The sequence below is a fragment of the Amycolatopsis sp. VC5-11 genome (genome assembly GCF_037034185.1).
GTDB lineage: Bacteria > Actinomycetota > Actinomycetes > Mycobacteriales > Pseudonocardiaceae > Amycolatopsis > Amycolatopsis nivea.
This window is the reverse complement of record NZ_JBAGKF010000006.1, coordinates 113,334-137,272: the sequence shown is the minus strand read 5'-3', so window position 1 is coordinate 137,272 and position 23,939 is coordinate 113,334. Positions and strand designations below refer to the sequence as shown.

At 70.3% G+C, this 23,939-nt stretch carries 24 protein-coding genes; 13 read left to right on the top strand and 11 right to left on the bottom strand.

Annotation, left to right across the window (positions count from 1 at the left end; all coding sequences use genetic code 11):
• Positions 1 to 71 precede the first annotated feature (71 nt).
• Positions 72 to 896: an SAM-dependent methyltransferase gene (locus WA670_RS20170; protein ID WP_134729718.1), complete on the top strand. Its 825-nt coding sequence runs from the start codon at positions 72 to 74 to the stop codon at positions 894 to 896.
• Between the two features lie 28 nt (positions 897 to 924).
• Here the strand turns inward: WA670_RS20170 and WA670_RS20165 are convergent, their stop codons facing one another.
• Positions 925 to 1,878, bottom strand: coding sequence for a hypothetical protein (locus tag WA670_RS20165; RefSeq protein WP_336158522.1), 954 nt, complete (start codon positions 1,876 to 1,878; stop codon positions 925 to 927).
• A gap of 103 nt (positions 1,879 to 1,981) precedes the next feature.
• Between WA670_RS20165 and WA670_RS20160 the strand changes: the two genes are divergently transcribed.
• The 4 genes from WA670_RS20160 to WA670_RS20145 all read left to right on the top strand — a co-directional run bounded on the left by WA670_RS20160 (position 1,982) and on the right by WA670_RS20145 (position 6,734).
• Positions 1,982 to 2,560 carry a TetR/AcrR family transcriptional regulator gene (locus WA670_RS20160; RefSeq protein ID WP_336158674.1) on the top strand — a complete coding sequence of 193 codons (579 nt, stop codon included), beginning with the start codon at positions 1,982 to 1,984 and terminating at the stop codon, positions 2,558 to 2,560.
• Positions 2,561 to 2,618: 58 nt separating this feature from the next.
• The gene (locus WA670_RS20155; RefSeq protein WP_037813958.1) at positions 2,619 to 3,044 is read left to right on the top strand and encodes a HutD/Ves family protein; all 426 of its coding nucleotides are present in this window, start codon (positions 2,619 to 2,621) and stop codon (positions 3,042 to 3,044) included.
• 7 nt (positions 3,045 to 3,051) lie between these two features.
• A complete protein-coding gene (locus WA670_RS20150) occupies positions 3,052 to 3,879 on the top strand; it encodes an SCO6745 family protein (RefSeq protein WP_134663104.1) in 828 nt (275 codons plus the stop codon).
• A 62-nt stretch (positions 3,880 to 3,941) separates the two neighbouring features.
• Positions 3,942 to 6,734 (top strand): AfsR/SARP family transcriptional regulator, encoded by a 2,793-nt coding sequence (locus WA670_RS20145; protein ID WP_336158521.1) that lies wholly within the window; start codon positions 3,942 to 3,944, stop codon positions 6,732 to 6,734.
• 11 nt (positions 6,735 to 6,745) lie between these two features.
• Here the strand turns inward: WA670_RS20145 and WA670_RS20140 are convergent, their stop codons facing one another.
• Positions 6,746 to 7,924, bottom strand: a complete 1,179-nt coding sequence (locus WA670_RS20140) for a DUF6236 family protein (protein WP_336158520.1) — start codon at positions 7,922 to 7,924, stop codon at positions 6,746 to 6,748.
• 50 nt (positions 7,925 to 7,974) lie between these two features.
• On the opposite strand from WA670_RS20140, the gene WA670_RS20135 reads away from it, so the two are divergent.
• Positions 7,975 to 8,469, top strand: coding sequence for a DinB family protein (locus WA670_RS20135; protein ID WP_336158673.1), 495 nt, complete (start codon positions 7,975 to 7,977; stop codon positions 8,467 to 8,469).
• Here the strand turns inward: WA670_RS20135 and WA670_RS20130 are convergent.
• Positions 8,459 to 9,778, bottom strand: coding sequence for an outer membrane protein assembly factor BamB family protein (locus WA670_RS20130; protein WP_336158519.1), 1,320 nt, complete (start codon positions 9,776 to 9,778; stop codon positions 8,459 to 8,461). The two genes, WA670_RS20135 and WA670_RS20130, sit on opposite strands and share 11 nt — an antisense overlap.
• A 176-nt stretch (positions 9,779 to 9,954) precedes the next feature.
• On the opposite strand from WA670_RS20130, the gene WA670_RS20125 reads away from it, so the two are divergent.
• Together WA670_RS20125 and WA670_RS20120 are read left to right on the top strand one after the other, a co-directional pair.
• Positions 9,955 to 11,481, top strand: coding sequence for a molybdopterin-dependent oxidoreductase (locus tag WA670_RS20125; protein WP_442893111.1), 1,527 nt, complete (start codon positions 9,955 to 9,957; stop codon positions 11,479 to 11,481).
• A gap of 64 nt (positions 11,482 to 11,545) precedes the next feature.
• On the top strand, positions 11,546 to 12,208 hold the full coding sequence (locus WA670_RS20120; RefSeq protein WP_336158517.1) for a fasciclin domain-containing protein: 663 nt from the start codon (positions 11,546 to 11,548) through the stop codon (positions 12,206 to 12,208).
• A gap of 49 nt (positions 12,209 to 12,257) precedes the next feature.
• On the opposite strand, the gene WA670_RS20115 is transcribed toward WA670_RS20120, so the two are convergent.
• The 6 genes from WA670_RS20115 to WA670_RS20090 are packed head-to-tail and all read right to left on the bottom strand — an operon-like array spanning position 12,258 to position 18,774.
• Complete coding sequence (locus tag WA670_RS20115; protein ID WP_037813975.1) at positions 12,258 to 13,598, bottom strand: MFS transporter; 1,341 nt, start codon at positions 13,596 to 13,598, stop codon at positions 12,258 to 12,260.
• The gene (locus tag WA670_RS20110; protein WP_134663108.1) at positions 13,588 to 13,989 is read right to left on the bottom strand and encodes a RidA family protein; all 402 of its coding nucleotides are present in this window, start codon (positions 13,987 to 13,989) and stop codon (positions 13,588 to 13,590) included. The genes WA670_RS20115 and WA670_RS20110 overlap by 11 nt, the downstream gene beginning before the upstream one ends.
• Entirely contained in the window at positions 13,986 to 14,678 is a 693-nt protein-coding gene (locus WA670_RS20105; RefSeq protein WP_336158516.1) for a hypothetical protein, read from the bottom strand. The genes WA670_RS20110 and WA670_RS20105 overlap by 4 nt, the downstream gene beginning before the upstream one ends.
• Positions 14,675 to 15,664, bottom strand: coding sequence for a membrane dipeptidase (locus WA670_RS20100; protein WP_037813984.1), 990 nt, complete (start codon positions 15,662 to 15,664; stop codon positions 14,675 to 14,677). Before WA670_RS20100 ends, WA670_RS20105 begins: the two co-directional genes overlap by 4 nt.
• Positions 15,665 to 17,317 (bottom strand): hypothetical protein, encoded by a 1,653-nt coding sequence (locus WA670_RS20095; protein WP_336158515.1) that lies wholly within the window; start codon positions 17,315 to 17,317, stop codon positions 15,665 to 15,667.
• Complete coding sequence (locus WA670_RS20090) at positions 17,314 to 18,774, bottom strand: aldehyde dehydrogenase family protein (RefSeq protein ID WP_336158514.1); 1,461 nt, start codon at positions 18,772 to 18,774, stop codon at positions 17,314 to 17,316. Before WA670_RS20090 ends, WA670_RS20095 begins: the two co-directional genes overlap by 4 nt.
• A 112-nt stretch (positions 18,775 to 18,886) precedes the next feature.
• Between WA670_RS20090 and WA670_RS20085 the strand changes: the two genes are divergently transcribed.
• From WA670_RS20085 to WA670_RS20065, 5 genes are all read left to right on the top strand, one after another.
• The gene (locus tag WA670_RS20085) at positions 18,887 to 19,765 is read left to right on the top strand and encodes a LysR family transcriptional regulator (RefSeq protein WP_336158513.1); all 879 of its coding nucleotides are present in this window, start codon (positions 18,887 to 18,889) and stop codon (positions 19,763 to 19,765) included.
• A complete protein-coding gene (locus WA670_RS20080; protein ID WP_336158512.1) occupies positions 19,765 to 20,001 on the top strand; it encodes a hypothetical protein in 237 nt (78 codons plus the stop codon). The genes WA670_RS20085 and WA670_RS20080 overlap by 1 nt, the downstream gene beginning before the upstream one ends.
• A gap of 7 nt (positions 20,002 to 20,008) precedes the next feature.
• On the top strand, positions 20,009 to 20,911 hold the full coding sequence (locus WA670_RS20075; RefSeq protein WP_336158511.1) for an RNA polymerase subunit sigma-70: 903 nt from the start codon (positions 20,009 to 20,011) through the stop codon (positions 20,909 to 20,911).
• Positions 20,912 to 20,979: 68 nt separating this feature from the next.
• A complete protein-coding gene (locus tag WA670_RS20070) occupies positions 20,980 to 21,555 on the top strand; it encodes a dihydrofolate reductase family protein (RefSeq protein WP_134663113.1) in 576 nt (191 codons plus the stop codon).
• 17 nt (positions 21,556 to 21,572) lie between these two features.
• On the top strand, positions 21,573 to 22,181 hold the full coding sequence (locus WA670_RS20065; protein WP_336158510.1) for a hypothetical protein: 609 nt from the start codon (positions 21,573 to 21,575) through the stop codon (positions 22,179 to 22,181).
• A gap of 24 nt (positions 22,182 to 22,205) precedes the next feature.
• Here the strand turns inward: WA670_RS20065 and WA670_RS20060 are convergent, their stop codons facing one another.
• Both WA670_RS20060 and WA670_RS20055 read right to left on the bottom strand, forming a co-directional pair.
• Positions 22,206 to 22,841 carry a response regulator transcription factor gene (locus WA670_RS20060; protein WP_336158509.1) on the bottom strand — a complete coding sequence of 212 codons (636 nt, stop codon included), beginning with the start codon at positions 22,839 to 22,841 and terminating at the stop codon, positions 22,206 to 22,208.
• Positions 22,838 to 23,920 (bottom strand): sensor histidine kinase, encoded by a 1,083-nt coding sequence (locus WA670_RS20055; RefSeq protein ID WP_336158508.1) that lies wholly within the window; start codon positions 23,918 to 23,920, stop codon positions 22,838 to 22,840. Before WA670_RS20055 ends, WA670_RS20060 begins: the two co-directional genes overlap by 4 nt.
• Between the last annotated feature and the right edge of the window lie 19 nt (positions 23,921 to 23,939).

Below are 23,939 nucleotides of genomic sequence, written 5' to 3'. Positions count from 1 at the left end.
ATTGGCTACGATTGGGCCACGACTGCGGGGGAGGCGGCGTGGCGCAAGGACCTGAAGAGCCCATCCCGGGCGTGGACCTCGACCGGCCCAGCGTGGCGCGGGTTTACGACTGGTATCTCGGCGGCACGGCCAACTGGGCCATCGACCGCGAGTTCGGCAAGATGGTCCTCTCCGCCTTCCCGGCCGGGATGTACTGCGCCCGGGCCAACCGCGCGTTCCTGCACCGCGCGGTGCGGCATCTCGTGCGCCTCGGCGTGCGCCAGTTCGTCGACATCGGGTCCGGCGTCCCGACGATGGGCAACGTCCACCAGATCGCCGACGAGGTCGCGCCGGATTCCCGCGTCGTCTACATCGACCGCGAACCCGTGGCGGTCGCGCATTCCCGGATCCTGCTGGAGCGCCACGGGGATCCCGAACGCCACGCGGTGATCCAGGGCGATCTTCGCGAACCGGACGAACTGTGGCAGTCCGTCGCGGACACCGGCGTCATCGATCCCGGCCGGCCGCTGGCGCTGCTGGTCACCGCGGTCCTGCACATCCAGCAGCCCGGCCCGGACGGGCGCGACCTCGGGCCGGAGGCCATCGCGCGGTACCGGGAAATGCTGCCCTCGGGGTCGTATCTCGTGCTGTCGCAGATCACCCACGAAGGGTTGCCCGAGGATATCGCCAGGCAGTTGCGCGCGGTGATCCAGCTGTACGACACCAATGTCAGCAAGCACGTGCTGCGCTCGAACGCGGAAATCCGCGCGTTGTTCGGCGATTTCGAGATGCTGGACCCGGGGGTCACCTGGACCGCCGCCTGGCATCCCGAGGAAAGCGGGGTCAACACGCCGGTGGTCGACTTCGCGGATCCGAGCGAGGCGGCGATGCTGGCGGGTGTCGCGCGCAAGCCCTGATCCGCGCCGAAACCGCCTCCCCTAAGCATCACGGATGCAGGTCAGCCCGTAGCAGCATGGCGTTGCGAAGGATCCCGTCCGGCGGGGCGGTCGTGCCGCCGTCCGTGGTCACGTAGAAGGCTCGCCCTTCCTGCCCCGGAACCCAGGCCGCGCTGGACGGCCCGACCAGGCGTTCGTCGAACGGCTCGCCCGCGATGTGCCGGACTTCGCTGCCGTGCCGCGGAATGAGCGGCACCCGGTCGAGCGTGTTGGCGCGATGCCTTGTCACGTAAGCGAATCCGGCCTCGTCGTCGAGGGCGAAGTCGTCGGCGTTGTCGATCGCGGCGACGAATTCCGCGCCACCCGACGGGTCTAGCGTCTCGGGGTCGACTGGCACTCGCATGAAGACTTTCTGCGCGGTGGACGTGTAGTAGAGGTAGCCGGTCCGCGCGCTGTACCGGACGCCGTTGACGCCTGGCTGCCGCGGCGGGGCGATCTCGGCGTCCGGGTCGTCGGCCATGGTGTCGTGGGCCAGCCAGACCCGGGCCTGCCCACTACGAGCGTCGGCATCGAGGTCGACGCGCCAGATCAGCCCGGCGAAGCAGTCGGCGACGGCCAGCACTCCACTGCCGAGCAGGCAGCTGCCGTTGAGTGCGCGCACCCGGTCGTCGAAGGTGAAGACGACCTCCGGGACGACCGGTTCGCCGGGCGCCCAGCCGGTGAGGTCGAGCCGCACCAGATGCGATTCGTGGGTGGTGTAGCCCTCGGTCAGGCTGAGCACGAAGACGTCCGGCTGCACCTCGACGATCCCCGTCACGGGATGGTCGAAGCGGTGCACGAGAACGGGCCGCTGCGGCTCCGGCACGATCCACAGCTCCTGCTGCAGGAGGACGGTGACCAGCACCGAACCGTCGGAGCGGACCGCGAGGTTTTCCGGGAAGTACTTCTCGGGGAAGGACGCGACCGGAGTCAGCGTGACGTCCGGGACGGGAGTCATGGGCATGGCGGGGGTCTCCTGACGCTAAAAGAGGACGGACATCCGCTTTTCTTTTACGCTAGGCTGCCCCGGCGACGGGTGTCAAGGCGAGGAGCGGACGTTGCCGAGGGTGAGCCAGCAGTACAAGGACGACCAGCGCGGGGAAATCCTGGCGGCCGCGCGCCGCTGTTTCCTCCGCGACGGCTTCCACCGCACCTCGATGCAGGACGTCTTCACCGAGGCGGGCAAGTCCGCGGGCGCGGTTTACCGGTATTTCCCGAAGAAGGAGGACATGATCGTCGCGGTCGCCGCGCAGAACCTCGACGACGTCACCGGGGTGCTGCGCGCTGCCCTCGCCCGCGGCGGCGAGCGCGGGGTCGGCGAGGTGATGGCGGAGCTGCTGGAAGCCGTCACCGGCCTGCACCGCGACCGGGAACTGGCGAGCATGGCGGTGCTGGTCTGGTCGGAGGCCCAGCGCAATCCGGAACTCGCCGAGCGCCTCGCCGCCGCGTCGGCCGAGATGAGTGCCGAGGTGGCCGGTCTCGTGCGCAGCCACCAGGAGGCCGGGGCCTGGACCGGTGTGCCGGCCGAGGCGCTCGCGCAGGCGATTTTGGCGCTGCTGCCCGGGTTTCTCTTCAACCTGGCACTGTCCGGACCGGACGGAGTGGCCGGATTCCCGGACGCGGTCCGCACGCTGTTGCCGCAGTGAACCCCGCTTGACGCCCGGCGAGTTTGCATCTGCCGCGGAGAACGAGTGAGATGCCCTGATGCTCAACCCGTCCGAAGTCGCCCCGGTTCCCTGGCGCAACGGCGCAGGCACCACCCGCGAACTCGCCGCCGACGCCGATCCCTCCCGATGGCGGATCAGCGTCGCGGACCTCCTCGAAGACGCGCCGTTCTCGTCTTTCCCCGGAATCGACCGGCTTTTCACCGCTCTCGGGCCGCTCCGGCTGACCGTCAACGGGACCACGACCGACCTCGAGCGCGGCGACCAGCTCCGGTTCGCCGGGGAGGACACGGTCAGCGTCACCCTCGATCAGCCGACCCGCGCGCTCAACGTGATGACCCGGCGCGGGCTGTACCGAGCGGAAGTCGTCCTTCGCTCCCCCGCGGAGAACGGCCCGGACGGCGCGGTCGCGTCGGTCGACCTCGGCGAGCAAATCGCCGATATTTTCCTCACCACGCTGGCATGATGCAGCGATGACCAGCACTGCCCGGCGCATGTTCGAGCTCCTGGAGCCGATCTGCCTCGTCACCTTCTTCGCCGACGAGTGCAACGAAGAACTGGCCGCACTCGGCCACCGCACCTATTGGGACGGATACTTCGCCAGCCGCGCCGCGCCGCTGGGGCGGGTGCCGGCGGAGGTCGTCCACGCGGCGTTCTACAACTTCGCCGAAGGCGAGGCCGCGCGGCACATCCCGAGCGCGTGGGAGACGATCCCGCCCGAGGCTTCCGTCGCCGCGCGGGAACGAGGCAGCGCCGCGTCGGTGCGCCGGATCCTCGGCGACGAACTCGCCGGTTCCCCGGGTCTGGTGCGCGCCGCCGACCTGACCGCCAAGGCCGCGACGAGCGCGCCCACCGTGGGTCGGATGATGTACGCCGGGATGCGCACCCTGCCGATGCCGAGCGATCCGGTCGCCCGGTTGTGGCATTCCGCGACCATGCTGCGCGAGCATCGCGGGGACGGGCACATCGCCGCGCTGGTCAGCGCGCGGATCGGCGGTGCGGAGGCGCACATCCTGTCCGCGCTGGAGATGGGCATCCACCCGCCGGAGTCGTTCGGGCGCGTGCATCACCTGCCGAAGAAGCGGCTGGCCGCGATCATGGACGGCTTGCGCGAACGAGGTCTCGTCGACGCGGAGGGTCGGTTCACCGACGCGGGCCGTGAAGTGAAGCAGCGCATCGAGAGCTTGACCGACGAGCTTGCCGCCGCGCCGTACGAAGCTCTGTCGGCGGCCGAACTCGACGAGTTGATCGCCGCGCTGGAACCGATCACGGAGAAGCTGGTGGCCGCCGGATCGCGGTGACGCGGCAAGAGTCCGGCTCATTTTCGATTCATGCCCGCTCGGCAATGCTTTAGCCTCGTCCGGTGGACCGGGGAGGCTACGCGATGGCGCTGGAGTTCCGGGTGCTGGGCGAGGTCGGCGCGACCGCGGACGGCGAGGTGCTGGCGGTCGGGCACGCGCGGCAGCGGCTCGTGCTGGCCGCGTTGCTGCTCGACGCCGGGCGCGTCGTTCCGGCCGATCAGCTCGTGACCCGGGTGTGGGGCGAGCATCCGCCGTCCCGCGTCGCGAACGCGCTGCAGACCTACGTCGCCCGCCTGCGCCGGGTCCTGCATCCGCACGGCGGCGGGATCGAACGGCGGTCCGGCGGATACGTCATCCCGCTGCCCAGTCCGGACGCGCTCGATCTGCACCAGTTCACCGACCTGGTCAGCCAGGCCCGCGCGACCGCCGACGACGCCGAGGCCGCGCGGTTGTACGAACGCGCCCTCGACAGGTGGCAGGGCGACGCGTTGCTCGGGGTCGATTCGGCGTGGGCCGACAACGTCCGGCATTCCCTTGCCCGCCAGCGCACTGCCGCCGAACTCGACTACGCCGACCGGCAGCTGCGTCGCGGACAGCACGGCGCTGTCCTCGGTCTCCTCGCCCGGCGCGCGGACGAATACCCGCTGGACGAACGCATCGCCGCCGCCCTCATGCGCGCCCTGCACCACAGCGGCCGCACCGACGAAGCCCTCGCGCGCTACCAGCGCACCCGCACGATGCTCGTCGACGAACTCGGCGCCGACCCGTCGCCGCACCTGCGCGCGGTGCACGAGGAAATCCTCGCCGCCCAAACTCCCGGCCCCGCACCGCTGCGGGCGTGGGCCGCGCCGGTCCCCCAGCAACTCCCGTCCCCGCCGCCGCGATTCGCCGGTCGCGAAGACGAACTCCGGCACCTCGACACCCTCGCCGAACCACACGCCACGGTGCCCATCACCGTCCTGCACGGCGGTGGCGGAATGGGCAAAACCGCCCTCGCGCTGCACTGGGCCCACCGGCAAGCGACTGCGTTCCCGGACGGCCGCCTCTACGTCGACCTGCGCGGCTTCAGCCCGGACGGCGACCCGACCGCGCCCGACGTCGCGTTGCGGGGTTTTCTGCACGCGCTCGGCGTCACCGGCTCCGCCATCCCGGCCGAACCCGACGCGCAGACCGCGCTCTACCGCACCCTTCTCGCCGGAAAACGCGTCCTCGTCGTCCTCGACAACGCCCGCGACCCCAGCCAGATCACGCCGCTGCTGCCGGGCGAGCCGAGCTGCGCCGTCGTCGTGACCAGCCGCAACCGCATGACCAGCCTGACCACCACGCACGGCGCCACCCCGCTGGCGGTCCGGCCGCTGCCCGCGGCACACGCCCGAAGCGTCCTGATCGACCGGCTCGGCCCGGACTACCTCGACGCCGACCCCGACGCCGCCGAACAACTCGTCACCCGCTGCGCCGGTTCTCCGCTGGCACTGGGAATCCTGGCCGCCCGGGCCGCCGAACACCCCGACTTCCCGTTGGCCGCGCTGGCCGCCGAACTCACCGACGTGAGCGCGCTCGACGACGGCGATGCCAGCGTCGCCGCAGTCCTGTCGTGGTCCTTGCGCGCTCTCCCGCCGCAGCACGCCGAGGTGTTCGAACTGCTCGGCCTCGCTCCCGGACCGGACATCAGCGTCCGCGCGGCCGCCAACCTCACCGGCTTGTCCCCGAACGCCACCGCGGCGATTCTCCTTGCGCTGGAACGGGTTTCACTGGTGGAGCAGGACGCGCCCGGCCGCTACCGGATGCACGACCTGGTCCGCCTCTTCGCGAGGACCCACACCAGCCTTCCCGCCGAGGCGCGCACCGCGGCGCTGGTCCGCGTCATCGGCTACTACACCGGCACCGCGCTGGCCGGAAACCGGGTCCTGCATCCGCACGGCGTCCTCCCGCCCGGCATCGACACCGGACACGACCATCCCTATCCGCATCCGCCGGCGAGCACCGGAGAAGCTCTCGACTGGTTCGACGCGGACCACGATTGCCTTCTCGACGCCCAGCGCGTCGCCTCCGCACACAGGTGGCACGAACCCGCGTGGCAGATCGCCTTGGCGCTGACTGCCTATCACTACCGGCGTGGATTCCTGCACGAAGACCTCGAGGTCTGGCCTGTCGCGGTGCAGGCCGCCGACGCGCTCGGGACTCCGGAAACCCGCGTCCTCGCGCACCGCCGCTACGGCCTGGCTTGCGCCCGCGGGGCCCGGCACGACGACGCCCTCGCCCATCTCGCGCAAGCGCTGGACCTGGCCGACCGCGGCGAGGACCAGCGCGTCCGGGCAATCATCGAACACGACCTCGCCCAAACCTGGGAACTGCACGGCGACCAGCGCGCCGCGCTCGAGCACGCCCAGCGCTCGCTGGAGCTGTTCCGCCCGCTCGGCAATCCGGTGTGGGAAGCGCAGGCCCAGAACGGCGTCGGCTGGTATCTCACCCTCCTCGGCCAGCACGAGCAGGCCCGGCCGCACTGCGAACGCGCGCTCCAGCTTTACCGGACTGCGAACCACCCGGCGGTGGCCGACGTCCTCGACAGCCTCGCGCACATCGCCCACCACACCGGCCGCCACATCGACGCCATCGAGCACTATCGCGAAGCGCTTGCGCTGTACCGGGAATCCGGCAATACCTATCTGGAAGCCGACACCCTCGAACACCTCGGCCACACCCACCGCGCAATGGGCGACTCCGGCAAGGCGCGCTCGGTGTGGCAGCTGGCGCTCGATCTTTTCCGCGCCCAAGGCCGGTTCGCGGAGGTCAACGCGGTGGAAACGGCGCTGGCTCGGCTCGATGCCGGGAAGACCCGGTCCGCGCCGCACTGAACGTGCGTCCCCTAGCGATCGCGCCGCAGCAGCGCGCGTCCGGTGAGTTTGCGGTCCGCCGCAAGCAAATACGCTACCGGCGATTTCGCCACCTGCTGCCGCCGTGCTTTCGTCTTCCCTGCCAGATAAGGCACTAGCGTCACCGCGACCGCGGCACCCGCTACCGCCAGCTGTCCGCCCGCCGCAGCGACGCTGCCGAGTACGGTGCCCGCCGCCGCGTTGAGGTCAATCTTCTGCACCAGTGTTCCCGCGGACGCCTCGATGCCCATGCCGCGCAACGCTTTGCGGAGTTCGTCCAGCTGCGGCCGGGTCCGGGTTTCGTACAACGCACACAGATGCGCCGCCGCCACTTCCAGGTTCTCCGCTTCCGCGGCGGCTTGCAGCTCCGGGCCGAGGCTCGCCACGTGCGCCTGGAACGCGGCGAGTTCGGCCCGGTGCTTTTCCCGGAAACTGATGAGCTTGTCCGCCGGCACCCGGTCCACATGGGACGGTTCGAGCACCGTCTCGAGCGCGATCTGCAGGTAGGCGCTGGAAACGTTCTCCACCGCCGGCACCGGAACGTGCTCGTCGAACACCAGCGACACCAACCGGTCCAGCGCACCGGTCGCGTGATGCATGCGCGGGTCGTCGGTGACCGGCGACAGCGCTTCGCGGTGGCTCATCGCGTCGGCCAGCACCGCGAGGTAGATCGAGGCCAGTTCCGGGTCGAGGCCGACCCACTGTCCGTCCATCGGCACCGCGAGGCCGAGCCGGACCAGCCCGTCCCGGAGCCCGCCGGTCATTTTCGCGCCCGGGCCGCCGACCGGGACCGCCGTCAGCACCTCGACCGGCGGCGGCCCCATCACCATGTGCTGGGTGATCGGCGGCGCGTACCCTCGCCAGCCCGGCCCGCTCGGGTCTCCGTCGCACGCCCGCGGCTCGTCCAGCCCGTAGCGGTCGAGCAGGCGGCCGGGATCGGCATCGAAAATCTCGCCGAACGACTCGGCGACAACGTTCAGCACGGCGGCGCTCGGCGCGGTCTCCACCAGGAAATCAGTCTCGCCGCGGAGACGGCGGACTAGGTCCCCGTCCCGGTCCGGCGCCGCGGGCGGGCGCATCCGGGCCAGCCGGTCCCAGGTCAGCAGCGCGAGCTTGAGCCAGTTGTCGTTCTGGAAGTGCGTCCACGGGCAGTACAGGCCGAGCGACGGCATGCCTGCTCCTTCACCTGGATTCCGACATCCGGCAAGCTGGGTCCGTGCCCATGGAATCAGCGATCGACAACCACGCCAAGGCCCAGTTCGACTACTTCATCGACGAACACCGCGAAGCGCTCCAGCACTGCCTCGACGGGCTCACCGAGGAGCAGGCCCGCCGGAGGCTCGTGCCGTCGAAGACCACGCTGCTCGGGCTGGTCAAACACGTGACCTTCGTGGAGAAGGTCTGGTTCGACGAGGCCGTCACCGGGCGTTCGCGCGCCGAGATCGGGATCCCGGAAACGCCCGACGAATCATTCGTCCTCACCGACGACGACAGCATCGCGTCCATCCAGCAGGCGCACCGCGAGGCATGCGAAGCCGCCCGTGCAGCCACCGCGCCGCTCGAACTGACCGACATCCTCCCCGGCAACCGCCGCGGCCCACTGCCGCTGCGGTTCGTCTACCTGCATGTGCTGCGGGAACTCGCGCAGCACTGCGGGCACGCGGACATCCTCCGCGAGCAGATCCTCGCGGAGGACGGCGCGACGGCTACTTCTTGACCGGATAAGCCTTCGGCGAGCCGTCCTGGTCGACGCCCGCCGCGGCGTACTTGCTGACCCAGTCCGGCACGAAGCCCACCTCGGTGGACAGGTCCTTGCCGGTCTTCGCGTCGAGGACGATCGGCTGCTTTCCGTTGGTGTAGCCGTACAGCGCGCCGTGCCAGGCGACGGTCAGGCCGCCCGGCGCGACGCGGTTCGCGGCCTGGTCCGGGAGGCTCCACAGTTTGGTCCCGGCCTTCGCGTCGTACGCGGTCAGCACGCCGGAGTCGGTGCAGGCGAGCACCGACTGCTCGTCGTAAAGGCAGTCGCCGTACGAGTCGGGGCCCAGGTTCCGGGTGCCTTCCACGGAGAACTTCTCCGCGCCGGTCGCCGCGTCGAGGAACTTCAGGAAGGCGTGGCCGCTGCTGTACTCGTTGGCCTTCAGGACCACCATCGCCGGATCGGCGGGCAGGATCTCGACCGCGCTCGATTTGGCGGCGCCGACCCATTTCTGCTGGCCGGTGGCGATGTCGAGCGCGGTCGCCTGGACCATCGACTCGTTCTCGGCGACATTCGAGTCGACCCCGACGACGACGTCGCCGTTCACGCTGCCCGCGTCGTAGTCCTTGCGCACCCACAGCTGCTTCCCGGTCGCCGGGTCCAGCGCGACGGTGAGATTGCCCTCCGACTGCGCGAAGCTGGCGATCACGGCCTTGCCGGTGACCGCGACGACGTGCGTGACCGAACGGTCGCCGCTGATCCCGTACTGGTCGTCGGCGATCTTGGTGTTCGTCTGCCAGACCTTGGCCCCGGTCTGCGGATTCACCGCGATGACGGCGAGCGCGAGGTAGCCGGGCGTCGTGCCCTGCTCGGGCATCCGCAGCGGGACGGCTCCGACGGCGAGCTGGTCGGTGACGAGCGGCGGACGCGGTCCGCTCTGCTCGACGAACGGGCCCTTGTGCGCGTTCGGGTCGGCGGCCGGGCCCTCGATCCTGGTGTTCCACTTCTCGCGGCCGGTGAGGACGTCGACCGCGCTCAGCGATTCGGGGGCGATGATGTAGCCGGTGCGGTCGCGCAGCGTCATGAACTTCGACGTGACCGAGCCGCCCATGTTGGCCTGCAGCGCCGTGCGGGGCAGCGCGACGCCCTTGCTCGTGTCGAAGGCCATCGGCGGATCGGCGGTGACCGCTTCCGGCTCGGCGGAGGACGCGGGCGGCTGCCCGGCCGGTCCGGCCTGGTCGGTGGGCAGGGCCGGGGCCGCCCCGCCGCCGCACGCGGCCGTGGCTGCCAGCACCCCCAGACAGGCCGCAGTGATCACCATTCGCCGCATCGGTGTCCCCATTCTCCCGAATGACTGCTCCATCCGGAGTCGTCCGGGAATTTAGCCGACGGAACAGCCGCTTGCGCACGAAATCACGCAAATGCGCCGAGAAAGGCGCCACGGGTCCGAGCGGACCCCCGGACGGGTGACGCACACCCACCCATCCGCGCCCGGTCCGGCTGCGAATGCCTGGCATGACCTCCCGTCTGCGGTTCCTTCCGGCAGCGCTGTGCGGCGTGCTCGCCCTGGTCTCGGCGCTGGCCGCCGGGCACCTGGCCGCATCGTTCGGCAACGTCAACGCCTCGCCGTACCTCGCGGTCGGCAACGGAGCCATCGACCTGACGCCGCTGCCGCTGAAAGACTTCGCGGTGCGGACCTTCGGCACCTACGACAAGGTCGTCCTGCTCGGCGGCATGGCGGCGGTGCTGGTGGTCGTCTCCGCGGCGGCGGGGCTGCTGTCCCGGCGGAAGCCGTGGCCGGGTGTCGCGATCATTGTCGCGTTTGGACTGATCGGCGGGGTCGCGGTGGCCGCGCGGCCGGATCTGACCGCGGTCGCGTTGCTGGCTCCGCTGGCCAGTCTCGTCGTCGGGGTCGCGGTTTTCCTGCTGCTGCACCGAATCGCTGCGCGACAGCAGGCGACGGACTCGTCGCGCCGGTCGTTCTTGCTCGGCAGCGTCGGCACCGTCGTCGGGGCCGGAGTTCTCGGCGGTGCCGGGCAGGCGATCAGCGGAACGAGAGATGCCGCGGCGTCCCGGGAGGCGGTCGGGCCGCTCGTGCCGGCGGTCTCGGCTCCGCCCATTCCCGCCGACGCGGATTTCGCCAAACTCGGCACCCCGGCGTTCCTCACGCCCAACCGGAACTTCTACCGCGTCGACACCGCGTTGTCGGTTCCGCAGGTGCGCACCGAGGACTGGAGCCTGCGGATCCACGGGATGGTCGACCGGGAAATCCGGTACCGCTACCGCGATCTCCGCGACCGGCCGCTGGTCGAGCGCACGGTGACGATGACGTGCGTGTCCAACGAGGTCGGCGGCGATTATGTGTCCACTTCGAACTTCATCGGCGTCGATCTCGCGGATCTGCTGGCGGAAGCCGGGGTCCAGCCGGGCGCGGAGCAGCTGTTCTGCTCCAGTGTGGACGGTTGGACGTCCGGCACCCCGGTCGCGGCCGCGCTGGACCGTTCGCGCGGCGCGATGCTGGCGATCGGGATGAACCGCGAACCGCTGCCGCTGGAGCACGGTTTTCCCGCGCGGCTGGTCACTCCCGGGCTCTACGGGTACGTCTCGGCGGTCAAATGGGTGGTCGACATCGAGGTCACCACGTGGAAGGCCCGGCAGGCGTACTGGCTTCGCCGCGGCTGGGGCGAGCAGGCGCCGATCAAGACCGAATCCCGGATCGACACGCCCAAGGGATTCGCCACCGTTCCGGCCGGGGCGGTGCGGATCGCCGGCGTCGCCTGGGCGCAGCACACCGGGATCGCCAAGGTGGAGACCAAAGTGGACGGCGGGCCCTGGCAGCCGGCCACCTTGTCCGCCGAGGTGAACCGGAACACCTGGCGGATGTGGTGGACCCAGATTTCCGTCAAGCCCGGCACGCACCAGGTTTTCGTGCGTGCGACCGACAAATCCGGCTACACCCAGACCGAGGCCCGCGCCGGAACCGTGCCCGATGGGGCGACCGGATGGCATTCCACGACTTTTATCGCTTCCTGACCAATCCGGTGCCGGCCCGGCGCCGAATCCCTGTCGAACAATCCACTGTGAACGGAGAATTGCCGTGAAGACCCTTCGCCTCGCCGGTATCGGCGCCGCTGCCGCCCTCGCCCTCACCGCGTGCGGCACCAGCACCGACAACAACGCCTCGGGCAGCTCCCCGTCGGCGATGCCCTCGTCGATGCCGTCCTCGGCGCCGATGTCCAGCAGCGACTCCGGTGTCACCACCAACGCCGACGTGTTCGGCCCAGCCTGCTCGAAGCTGCCGCAGGGCAACGCGCCGGGTTCGCTCGACTCGATGGGCCCGCAGCCGGTCGCGTCCGCCGCCTCGACGAACCCGCTGCTCACCAAGCTGGTCGCGGCGGTCAAGGCCACCAACCTGGTCGACACCCTCAACAGCCAGCAGGCCATCACCGTCTTCGCCCCGGCCGACCCGGCGTTCAACGCGCTCGGCGACGCGAAGTTCAAGGAGCTGGCGGCCAACCCGAACCAGCTCGCGCCGATCCTGCAGTACCACGTCGTCGGCAAGCGCTACGACGCCAAGGGTCTCGAACAGGCTGGCACGGTCACCTCGCTCAACACCGCGGGCGGCCCGATCAAGATCGAGGGCTCGGGCGACAACATGACCGTCAACGGCGCGAAGATCCTGTGCGGCAACATCCCGACCAAGAACGCGACCGTGTTCGTCATCGACAAGGTCCTCACCCCGGGCACCAACAAGAACTGAAGCCACCGGGCCCGGCGCGCCTCCCCGGCGCCGGGCCCGGTTTCCCGTTCTAGCTGAGCGAAGAAGCCACGTGCAGATCGACGTTCTTGGTCTCCGGGGCCATGAACGCGCTCACGATCGCGCCCAATGCGGCGATCCCAGCGGCGATGTACATCGTGGCCGACAATCCGAGATTGGTGAGCGCCCACGGTGTCGCGAAGGTGCCGACTGCCGCGCCGATCCGGCTGATCCCGGTGCAGAGCCCCACCGCCGACGCGCGGACCTCCGTCGGGAACAGCTCGTTCGGGTAGATCCATTCCAGAATGGACGGTCCGCCGTTGAACACCGCGTACACCGCGAAGGCGAGCGCGATCAGCCACAACGCGGCGCCCGGTTGCAGACCGAGATAGAACAGTCCGGCCGCGGAAATCGCGAAGCCCCAGATCAGGACGGGACGGCGGCCGAGCCGGTCCACCAGCAGCAGCGCGGCGATATTGCCGACGAAGAAGAAGAAATTGATCAGGCCGTAGCCGAGGTGCGACAGGTTTCCGCCGCCGAGGTTGAACAGTTCGAGGATCTGCGGCCCGAAGGCGTAGATCGCGAACAACGGGACGACCGTGCACGTCCAGAAGATCGAGATGAACACGACCCGCTTGAGATATCCGCCGCGCCACAACGCGGACATCGGGGTTTTCGTTTCGGCTTCCGGGAGATCGTCCAGTGTGGCGTGCTCGCCGATCGTCGTGCGCAGCACCTCCAGCGCTTCCGCGTCGCGGCCCTTGCTGTGCAGCCAGCGCGGCGATTCCGGAATGCTGGTGCGGGCGATCACGATCAGCAGCGCGGGCACCGCCGACGACAGCAGCATCCACTTCCAGCCCTGGTCCACGTTCAGCAGGAAGAACCCGACGAACGCGGCGACGGTGGCCCCGACGAACCACATCGCGTTCAGCCCGCCGACCAGCCGCGCCCGCCACGCTTTCGGCGCGAATTCGGTGACCAGCGCGGTCGCGATCGGATAGTCCGCGCCCACCGCGATGCCGATCAGCAGCCGCAGCACGAACAGTTGCGCGGCGTCGGCGACGAAGAACTGCAGGACCGAGCACACGATGATCGCGATCAGGTCGATCGTGTACATCAGCTTCCGGCCGATCCGGTCGGTGAGCGGGCCGAACACCGCTCCCCCGATGAACACGCCGACCAGCGCGGACGCGCCGATCAGGCCGGACCACAGCGAGTCCATCTGCCACTGCGGGCCGATCTGCACCAGCGCGATGCCGATGATGCTGAGGATGTAGCCGTCCAGGAACGGCCCGCCGGACGAGTACAGCGCGAGCTTGCGGTGGAACCCGTTGAGCCGGGCCGAATCCAGGGTCGCCCGAACAGCGTTGTCCGGTGCGCGGTCAGTCTTCATGTCGGTTGGTCTCCTCGCTGCCGACCGCCGCCACGGCGTCGATCTCGATGCGTTTCGTCCCCCGGAACCCGGCGACCTGGACCGTGGTCCGCGGCGGCAGGTCGATGCCGGCGAAACGGTCGAGGTAGGCCTGGTGGTAGGCGTCGAACTCGCCGAGGTCGGCGAGGAACACCGTCAGTTTGAGCAGCGTGCGCAGGCTCCCTCCCGCGGCCCGCAAGGTGTCCTCGAGGTTGTCGAGGGCGACCCGCACCTGCTCGTCGATTCCTTCCGGGACGCTGCCGTCCCGCCGTGCCGGGACCTGCCCGCACGCCCAGATCACTCCGCCGAACACGGCGGCTCCGGCGTAGGGCCGCGGTCCGTGCGGATGCGCCACCAGCTCGCGCGAGGTCATCGGCCCTCCCGGTGGTCCGGAATCAGGAACCCGCGCGCGATCGAATACGCGAGAGTCCACAATGGAGCTTTCACGGACACGCCATGGGTGACCGCTTCGCGATTCCGCTGTTTCCGTTCCGCCGCGGTGGAAATCACCTGCGCGTCCGGCACCTCGGACAGCGGGCGGATCACCAATCCCGCGACCGGCGGACGTGGTTCAGCGGCGGCAGGAAGCCGCAGCAGATCCCCGCCGGGCGTGACGACTGTGCGGTGTCCACCGTCCGAAAGGGACAGTATCCGCCCGGCCCGTTCGGCGATGTCCAAGGCAGCCCAGTCCAGTACCGGACTGCCCGCCATTCCCGGCACGACCAACGTGCCCACCACGGCGGCCGTTTCGCAGGCGGGCACGAAAGCCTGCAGCGGACCGCGCGAAGCCGGGTCGTGCGCCACGGCGTACCCGTCGCAATGTTCCAGCCGGAGACCGACCCGTCCGGCCGGGATCCGGGCCGTCTCGATGGTCAAGGCGTCGAGCCCGGCAGCCTCGTGGATCTCCGCGGTCGCGATGACCTCGGCCAGGTAGTCCGCCTCGCCGCTGCTCAGCCCCGAAGCCCGCAAGGCACGCAGCGAAACCTCGTGGATCTCCCGGACCGAAACCCGGGTCTGCACGGTTTCGGCCGCCGAGACGCGCTCGGCCCTCGCCGCGGTCATTGCCCGGCTCCGGGGAAGACCGTGTCGAACAGCCGGAGCCAGTTGCCTCCCAGCACCTGCGCCACGACGGTTTCGTCCAGGCCCACTTCCAGCAATCCTTCGGTGAGGACCGGGAAATCGGCCGGTCCGCCGAACCAGTTCGGCCACACCGGCCACTGCGGCTCCACCGGCACCGCGGACGCGGGCCGCCACCGGCCGTTGCGCAGCCAGGCGACGTAGTCCTGCGACCAGTTCCGCGTGCAGTCGCTGCCGAGCGCGACGTGGTCCGGCCCGATCCGCTCGACCAGCCCCGCGACCATCTCGCAGAACTGCCGCCGGGTCGTCTTCTCGCCGCCGATCACGTTGGGGTACAGGCAACAGCCGAGCACTCCGCCGCGCGCGGCGAGCGCGTCGATGACATCGTCCGGCTTGTTGCGCGGCGAATCCGCGAAGGACAGCGGGTTCGCGTGCGTGATCGCGACCGGCCCGGCCGAGGCGTCGATCGCGTCGCGGCTCGTGCGGTTCCCGACGTGCGACAGGTCGACCAGCATCCCGACGCGGTTCATTTCCGCGACGATGAACCGGCCGTACGCGGTGAGCCCGGAATCGTGCTCGTCGTAGCAGGCGCCTCCGACGAGGTTCTGGATGTTGTAGGTCAGCTGCGCGATGCGCACGCCGAGCCGGTGGAAGACCTCGACCATCCGGTAGTCGTCGCCGAACGGCGAGGTGTTCTGGAAACCGAGCAGGACGGCGAGCCTGCCGTCGCGCTTCGCCTGCCGGATGTCGTCGGCGTTCCCGGCGAGGACGACCAGATCGGCGTTGTCCCGCGCGAGTTCGTACCAGTCCGCGACCGCGCGCAGCGTTTCCTGCGGGCCTTCCCAGACCGCGCAGGTCGCGTTCACCCCGGTGACGCCGCCGGCTTTCAGTTCCTCCAGGACTTTGCGGTCCCAGTTGTTGATCTGCAGTCCGTCGACGACAGTGAGGTCGCCGTGCTCCAGGGGGTCCACTCAGGACTCCTTTCCGGGCTTGCGGGTGAACAGCCAGTCGTCGTCCACTCCGGACTCGACGTCGCGCGCCCGGGGCGCGCCGGAGAACAGCGTGACGCGCAACCAGTCGGTCGACTGCGGGCTGTAGTTCTCCATGCCGTAGAGGGCGAGCTGGAATCGCTGCAGGTGCAGCGGGAGGAAATCGTCGGCGAGCAGGTTCGCGCGGACCTCGCCGTAGCGAAGCCCGGCGACCGACTGCACGCGCGCGACGATGCCGCGATGCCACGGGAATTCCAGCAGGAACTCCGCGACCGAACGGCCCGCGTCGGCACCGGCCAGGTCGTGCCGGAGGGCGTGCACGGCGCGGGCGATGTCGATCGGATGCTCCATCGATTCGCCCGGGTCCTGGCCGCGGTTGCCGCGCCGGGGTTCTTCGTTGTCCTCGGCGGAGAACCAGAACCGCGCCTGCTCGTTCGGGTCGGCGAAGTCGAACTCGCGGGTCCAGTCGTACCGGTCGGCGAGCAGGTCGCGCAGCTCGCCGCAGGACTGGGCAGGGTCGACGCGCCGTCGTTGGTCACAGGTCAGCAGGTGCTCGATCTCCGAGTCGAGCGAGTCGTCCAGTTCGACCAGGACAGTGTGCAGCACGGCCCGGGCCTCGGCGCCGAACTCCGCGGCCCGGTCGTCGAGGTCCCGCCACCGGAAGCCGCCCGCGGGGAATTCGCTGAGCAGCGAGGCGATTCCGGCGAGACGTTCAGCCAGTTCGGGGCCGGTCAGGTACGGCGCGGTCGTCAGGGTGTCGCGTTCGGCGAAGTACCGGCGGGCGCGGTCGAGCAGTTCGCTCGCCCGCCGGACCGCACCGGCGTCCGCCTCCGCGTCGAGGGCATGGGCCAGCGGGAGTTCCCGTGCCGAGCACCAGGCGTCGAGGATGTGCGGATGGTTCACCACGAACGGGACCATGCCGAGTCCGGTCGCGTTCCCGAGGCCGAGGTACCGCCGCCAGTCGCCGGAAAGCTTTGCCGCGGCGGGGTTTCGCCGGGCGGCGCAATGCTCGACCAGGTCGTAGCTGAACTCGCGCAGCAGCCACGCGGCCAGCATTTGCGCGCGGTAGGGCACCTGCAGCGGCGGAATTTCGGCAAGCCGGTCGAAGTCGGCGAGACCGAACTTTCCGTTGCTGTAGAAGGCGGTGCTGCGCAGGATGTAGCAGTTGTCGCCCATCGTGGCGCAGTCTGGCTGTTCACCGGCGGCCAGTTGAGCTGCGACGTACTCGAAGAACCGTTCGCTCCGGTTCGCCCGAGTCCACACGAGCGTCGCAGCGTCGGCGCGGCCAGCTTCCTGCCGTGGTACTTCACGGCGCAGCTCTGCCATCCGAGTGTCCGGAACTGGGCCTTCCACCAGCGCGGCAGTGACATCCCACCGCTTCGCGATCACGCGGTCAGTGCGCTCGTTTTCCTGCAGTACCGTGGAAAACACCGTGAAGTGCAGCAGAGTGCCGTCCGCGTCGATCCGGTACACCGCCTCGCCGTGACCGCTGTCGTCGAACTCCCACCGGGTGCGGGACACTGCCCAGCGTTCCCGAGCGGCCTGCCGGAGGAACGACCGCGCGAAGCTGTGCCGGGTGTAGCGGGCAGCGCCCAGTTCCGCCGGGGCGAGCGCGGTGTCCGCGGGCCGGGTCACGATTGTTCCCGGGGCGCGGACGTCCGCAGGTACGCGGTTTTGGTCCAGGTGAAGAACTCCGCGGCGGATTCGCCGTTCTGCTCGCGGGGCGCCGGGAACGACGAGTCCTTGAGACCGCCGAACGGCGCGTGCACCTCGGACCCCGTGTTCGGCGCGTTGACCTTCACGATGCCCGCGTCCAGGTCGCGCAGGCACTGCCGCACCGCGCGCTCGTCGTCGGTGAACACCGCCGCGGTGAGCCCGAACCGGGTGCCGTTCGCGAGCCGGATCGCCTCGTTCAGGTCGGCGGCGCGCAGCACGGTGGCGACCGGGCCGAACACTTCCTCCTGGCTGATCGTCAGTTCGGGCGTCCCGGCCAGCAGCGTCGGTGCGACGAACGCCCCGCCCTGCGGGCAGTCCGCGCGGGCCAGCACCGTCGCGCCTTCGTCGACCGCCTGCTGGATCGCGCCCTCGACCTCTTCCGCCGCCCGGGCGGACACCAACGGCCCGATCTCGACTCCCGGCGTCGTGCCCGAGCCGACAACGAGCCCCTTGACCCGCGCGGACAGCTCGGCGACCAGCCGGTCGTAGGCGTCCCCGACCGCGATGATCCGGCGGGCGGCCGTGCACTTCTGCCCGGTCCCGCTCATGGACGCGGTGACCAGCGCCGCGGCGGCCTGGGCCGGGTCGGCGTCGGGCAGGACGATCGCCGCGCTGTGCCCGCCGAGTTCGAGCTGCACCTTCGCCCCGCGCGGCACGACCGCGGCCAGGATCGCCCGGCCCACCGGCACCGACCCGGTGAAGGTGACGCCGGACAGCTCCGGCCGTTCCACCAGCTCAGCGCCCAGCGATCCGGGCGCGAGCAGCAGGTTGAGCACGCCGTCCGGCACCCCGGCCTCGATCAGGATCTCGGCGAACGCGACCGCCAGCGCGACCGTGTCGCTGGCCGGCTTCCACACCACGGAGTTGCCCCACAGCAGCGCGGGCGCGAGCTTCCACGCCGGGATCTGCACCGGGAAGTTCCACGGCGTGATCACGCCGACGACACCCAGCGGACGGCGCACGGTCCGCACGACCTCGTCCGGGTTGCCGGAGGGGTAGAGCACGCCGTCGGCACTGCGCGCCCGGCCCGCGTGATAGTGCAGCGTCTCGACCGAGGCAGCCACCTCGCCGCGCGACTCCGCCAGCGTCTTGCCCTGTTCGCGGGTCATCAACGCGGCCACCGATTCGGCGCGCTGGGCGAGCAGTTCCGCCGCCCGCCGCAGCACGAGACCGCGCGCGATGGTGCCCTGGCGATCCCACTCCGGCTGCGCCGCGACCGCCGCGCGCACCGCCTCGTCCAGCAGTTCCGGACCGGCCGTCCGGTACTCGGCCACGATCTGCGCGGGATCCGCCGGGTCGGCACTCCGCGCGACCGGTCCGTCGCCGGGAACCCACCGTCCCGCTACGAAGTGCTGCAACGACAATGCGTGATCCACGGGTGCTCCTCGACGTTCGCGACGGTGCTTGTCGTCCATGACGCTAAGTCGCGCGGAACACAGAGTGAAGTATCTATTGCCTACTCACTGATAAGGAACCATTATCAGCGGCGTGGAACTCCGCCAGCTTCGCTACTTCGTCGCGGTCGCCGAGGAACGCAGCTTCCGCCGCGCCGCCGAACGGCTGCACCTCGCCCAGCCCGCGCTCAGCCAGCAGATCGCGAAGCTGGAGAAGGAGCTGTCCGTGCGGCTGCTCCTGCGGACGACCCGCAGCGTCGAGCTGACCGAACCCGGCCGCGTGCTGCTGACCGAAGGCCGTCGGGTGCTCGCGGACAGCCAGCACGCCCTCACCGCGGTCGCCCACGCCGCTCGAGGCGAACTCGGAGTGCTGCGGATCGGGTTCGTCAGCTCGGCGGCGCTCGAAATCGTGCCCGCCACGGTGCTGAAAATGCGTCGGCAATGGCCGAACGTCCGATTTGAACTGACCGAATCGACCACGGACGCGCAAATCGCCGCGCTCGGGGACGGTCAGCTCGACGTCGGCATCGCCCGCGAAGTCGGCGAAGCCGCCGGACTGACCGTGCACCCACTGGGCCGCGAACGGCTGATCGTGGCCGTGTCCGAGACGCATCCGTTGGCAGACAAGGAAACCGTCGAGATGGCGGAACTGGCCGACGAGCCTTTCCTCGCCTTCCCGCGCACGCGCGTCTCGCGGCTGCACGACCACATCGAGACGCTGTGCCTGCGCGCCGGATTCCGGATGCGCGTGGTCCAGGAAGCCGTCCAATTCCCGACCATGCTCGGCCTCGTCGCCGCCGACACCGGCATCGCGATCGTGCCAAACGCCTTACGCGCCTTGCAGCTCCCCGGACTGCGCTACCTCACCCTCACCGACCCCGGCGCGTTCTCCACCGTCTCGGCGATCTCGCGCACCGACCACGAGAACAACCCCGTGGTCGACCGTTTCCTCAGCGTCGCACGTGCCGGATGATGACGCGGTGGACTTCGAACCGCTGCGCCCGCGCGCCGGATCCCGGACGCGCGTGCGCCGCCGACACCGGCATCGCGATCGTGCCGAACGCTTTGCGCGCCTTGCAGCTGCCCGGACTGCGCTACCTCACCCTCACCGACCCCGGCGCGTTCTCCACCGTCTCAGCGATCTCGCGCACCGACCACGAGAACAACCCCGTGGTCGACCGTTTCCTCAGCGTCGCACGTGCCGGATGATGACGCGGTGGACTTCGAATCGCACCGCGGCGAACTGACCGCTTACTGCTACCGGATGGCCGGCTCGTTCCACGAGGCCGAGGATCTGGTGCAGGAAACGCTGCTGCGCGCGTGGAAAGCCCGCGACCGGTACGACCCGGCCCGCGCTTCGGTCCGGACCTGGCTGTACCGGATCGCGACGAACGTCTGCCTGACCGCGTTGGAAGGCCGGGCCCGGCGTCCGTTGCCCTCCGGTCTCGGCGCCGCCAGCGACGATCCGGGCGCGCCGCTGCAACCGGCGATGGACATCCCGTGGCTGCAGCCGTTCCCCGACGCCCGCTGCGATGCCGACACCCGCGCCGGACTGCGGCTGGCGTGGGTCGCCGCGACCCAGGTCCTCCCGGCGCGGCAACGGGCGGTCGTCGTGCTCCGGTCGGTGCTCGAATTCAGCGCGGCCGAGGTCGCCACCCAGTTGGAGACGACCGTTCCGGCGGTCAACAGCGCACTGCAACGCGCCCGCGCCGCGCTCGCCGACGCGGGCGCGATGGACGAGATCGCCGAACCGGACGACGCGGAAACCCAGGCCGTGATCGACCGGTACGCGCAAGCCTTCGAGGCCGCCGACGTCGAGGCGCTCGTCCGGCTGCTCACCGACGACGCGATCCTGGAAATGCCGCCGGTCCCGCTCTGGTTCCGCGGCAGCGACGACTACGGCCGGTTCATGCACCGGGTCTTCGAAATGCGCGGCGTCGGCTGGACCGTCCGCGGCCTCACCGCCAACGGGCAGCCCGCGCTCGCCGCCTACACCCCCGACGGCCAGTTGCACACTCTCCAGGTCTTCACCGTGGTCGGCGGGCGGATTTCGCACAACGCCGTGTTCGCCGATCCGCGCGTTTTCCAGGCGTTCGACCTGCCGGCGAAGATTTTTTGAGATTCGCCGATGAGTTCGGCCGGGGCCGCCGGTAAGTACTGGCGACACCGATTGAAGGGATCTCCGCCATGAGCGTCATCGTCATCGCCTTCACCACCCTCGACGGCATCTCGTCCGACCCGGACGCCTCCTCCGGCGCCCCGGACGCCGGCTGGGCTTTCCGGCACGGCCCGGAGTCCGTCGCGGGCGACAAATTCCGCCTCGGCGCCACGCTGGACGACGGGGTCCTGCTGCTCGGGCGCAAGACCTGGGAGCTGTTCTCGCACCTGTGGCCGCACCGCGACGACCCGTTCTCGCAGCGGATGAACGCAGTGCCCAAGCTGGTCGCCACCAGCACGCTGGCCGACACCAGCGCGTGGCAGAACTCGTCGGTCCTCGACGGCGACCTGGTCGACGCGGTGAAACGGGAAGAGCGGGACGTCGTCGTCACCGGCAGCCTGAGCGTGGTGCACACGCTGATGGCTGCGGACCTCGTCGACGAGTACCGGCTGCTGACCTTCCCCACCATTTTGGGCCACGGCACCCGCCTTTTCCCGGACGGCACCGGACCCGCGCACCTGGAATGCGTGTCGGTGGAGCGCGTTGGCGCGGCGACGCTTTCGCGGTATGTGCGGGAAAATTCGGTGGAGGGTTCCGAGCAGTAGGCCCTAGCGTCGGGGCAATGTTGCTGGTTGTCTCGGGCGCGTCCTGCGTCGGCAAAACCACCGCTCGCGTGCACGCGCGGCCTCTGCTCGGCGACACGTACGAGACCGCCGAACTGAGCACGCTGGGCCCGATCCCGGCCGTGCCGACCGTCGCGTGGCGGCAGGAGCAGGTGGAAATCGCGGTGCAGCGCGCGATCGCGCTCGAAGCCGAAGGCAGGCACCTGCTGCTGGCCGGCGATCCGATACCGGTCGGCGAAGCACTGGCGGCGCCGAGCGCGGACCGGATCGACATCGCCGGCTGCCTGCTCGACCTCAGCGACGACGCCCACCTGGCTCGGCTCGCCCGCCGCGGCGAGCCGAGCCCCGCGAACCAAGCATTCGCGGCGTGGCTGCGCGCGCACGCTCACAACCCGGGTCATCTCCCGGAAGCTGTCACGACGGACGCCTGGCCGGAGATGCGCTGGGACCGCTGGGTCGGGCGCGTGCCGGGTCCGGACTGGGCGATGACCGTGATCGACACGTCCTCCCTCGGCCCGGCGGAGGTCGGCGAGGCGGTCGCGGACTGGTGCCGCCGCGCCGTGGCGGGCGAGGCTCCGGTTTTCCGCTCCGGCTGGTTCGCCCGCTGACTGTCCGCGAACCCAGGTCGTCGCTCAGTCCGCGTAGCCGTGCTGATGCGCGTAACGCACCGCCTGCGCCCGGGTCCCGCAGCCGGTCTTCGCGAAGATCCGGTTCACATGCGTCTTCACCGTCGCCTCGCTGACCTGCAGTTCCCGCGCGATCTCCCGGTTCCCCCGGCCCGCCGCGACCAGCTTCAGCACGTCCACCTCGCGCGCGGTCAGTCCGTCCTCCGGCGGTGCGGCCGGGCGCCGGGCCGCGGCCAGCAACGTCCGCTGCACCGACAGGTCCATCACGGTCTGCCCGGCCGCCGCCGCGTGAATGGCGCGGCCGATCTCGTCGCCGTTCGCCGCCTTCGTCACGTAGCCGACCGCGCCCGCGTCCAGTGCGCGCACGATCGACGCGCTGTCCGCGTAGGTCGTGAGCACCACGACCCGGGTGCCCGGCAGGTCCGCGATGATCCGCCGGGTCGCCGCCGCGCCGTCGCAGCGCGGGAGGTCCAGGTCCATCAGCACGACGTCCGGCTGCAGCCGCAGGGTCTCCTCGATCGCCGCGATCCCGTCGCCCGCCTGTCCGACGACCTCGATCTCCGGCAGCAACCCGACCAGCAGCACCAGCCCCTCCCGCACCGCGGGCTGGTCCTCGGCCACGAGCACGCGCACGATCGTCATGCCGGGATCCTCACCGACAATCGCCAGCCCGCGCCATGCGGGCCCGCGGTCACCTCGCCGCCGACCAGCTCCGCTCGCTCGCGCAGACCGGTCAGCCCGTATCCGGCACCGGGCAGGCCGCTGCCGGACCCCGTCCGGTTGACGACCGTCATCGTCACCTCGCTGTCCAGATAGGACAGTTCGACCGACACCGGCGCGCCCGCCGCGTGCTTGCGCGCATTGGACAGTCCTTCTTGGACAGTGCGGTACAGCAGCAGGGTGACGTCCGCGGGGAGTTCGCGCGGTTCGCCGGTCACCTGGATCGACGCGTTGTCCGGCAGCGAGCCGAACAACTCCGGCAACGCCATCGGATCGCCGCGCAACGCGTGCACCGCCCGCCGAGTCTCGATCAGTCCTTCCTGCGCCAGCTGCCCGGCCTTCCGCACGCACGCGGCGAGTTTTTCGTCCGGGGACGGCAACTCGGCCACCAACCGCGCCGCGGCCTGCAAATGCAGCGAAAGCGCCGAGAGCGAATGCGCCTGGATGTCGTGGACCTCCCGGGCGAGCCGGGCGCGTTCCTCCAGCGTCGCGCCCCGGGCGACGGCCTCCTGGGTGAGCCGCGTCTGGTCCAGCAGGTCCCTGGCCTGCCGAGCCTGCACCCGGTACTGCCGCCGGTTGAGCCCGAGCAGCACCACCACGGCCACCGCGAGCGCGTTCCCCGCCACGAGCTCGCCCGGCTGCCCGGCGAGGTATCCGCCGACGGCGGCTGCGACCCCCACGACCGCAGCCACCGTGATGATCTCCGCCGGGGTGATCGCCGCCAGCGAGGACAGCACGAGCAAGGACAGGCAGACCAGCGACGGTCCGGTGAGACTCGGGTCCGCGACCGCCACGACCGTGCCGAACAGCGCGGCCAGCGAAAGCAGCACGACCGCCGCCCGCGGCCAGCGAAGGTCCAGCGCCCCGAACGCCAGGCCGCTCGCGACGGAAGCGGCCAGTGGCGCCCACTCCCACTCCGCCGGGGGCTGCGCGGTGACGAGAATCGCGACGAACGCGACCGGCGTGAGCAGCCGCATCAGGACCAGCGGCAGCCGAGTCATCGCATTCCCTCCCCTTGGG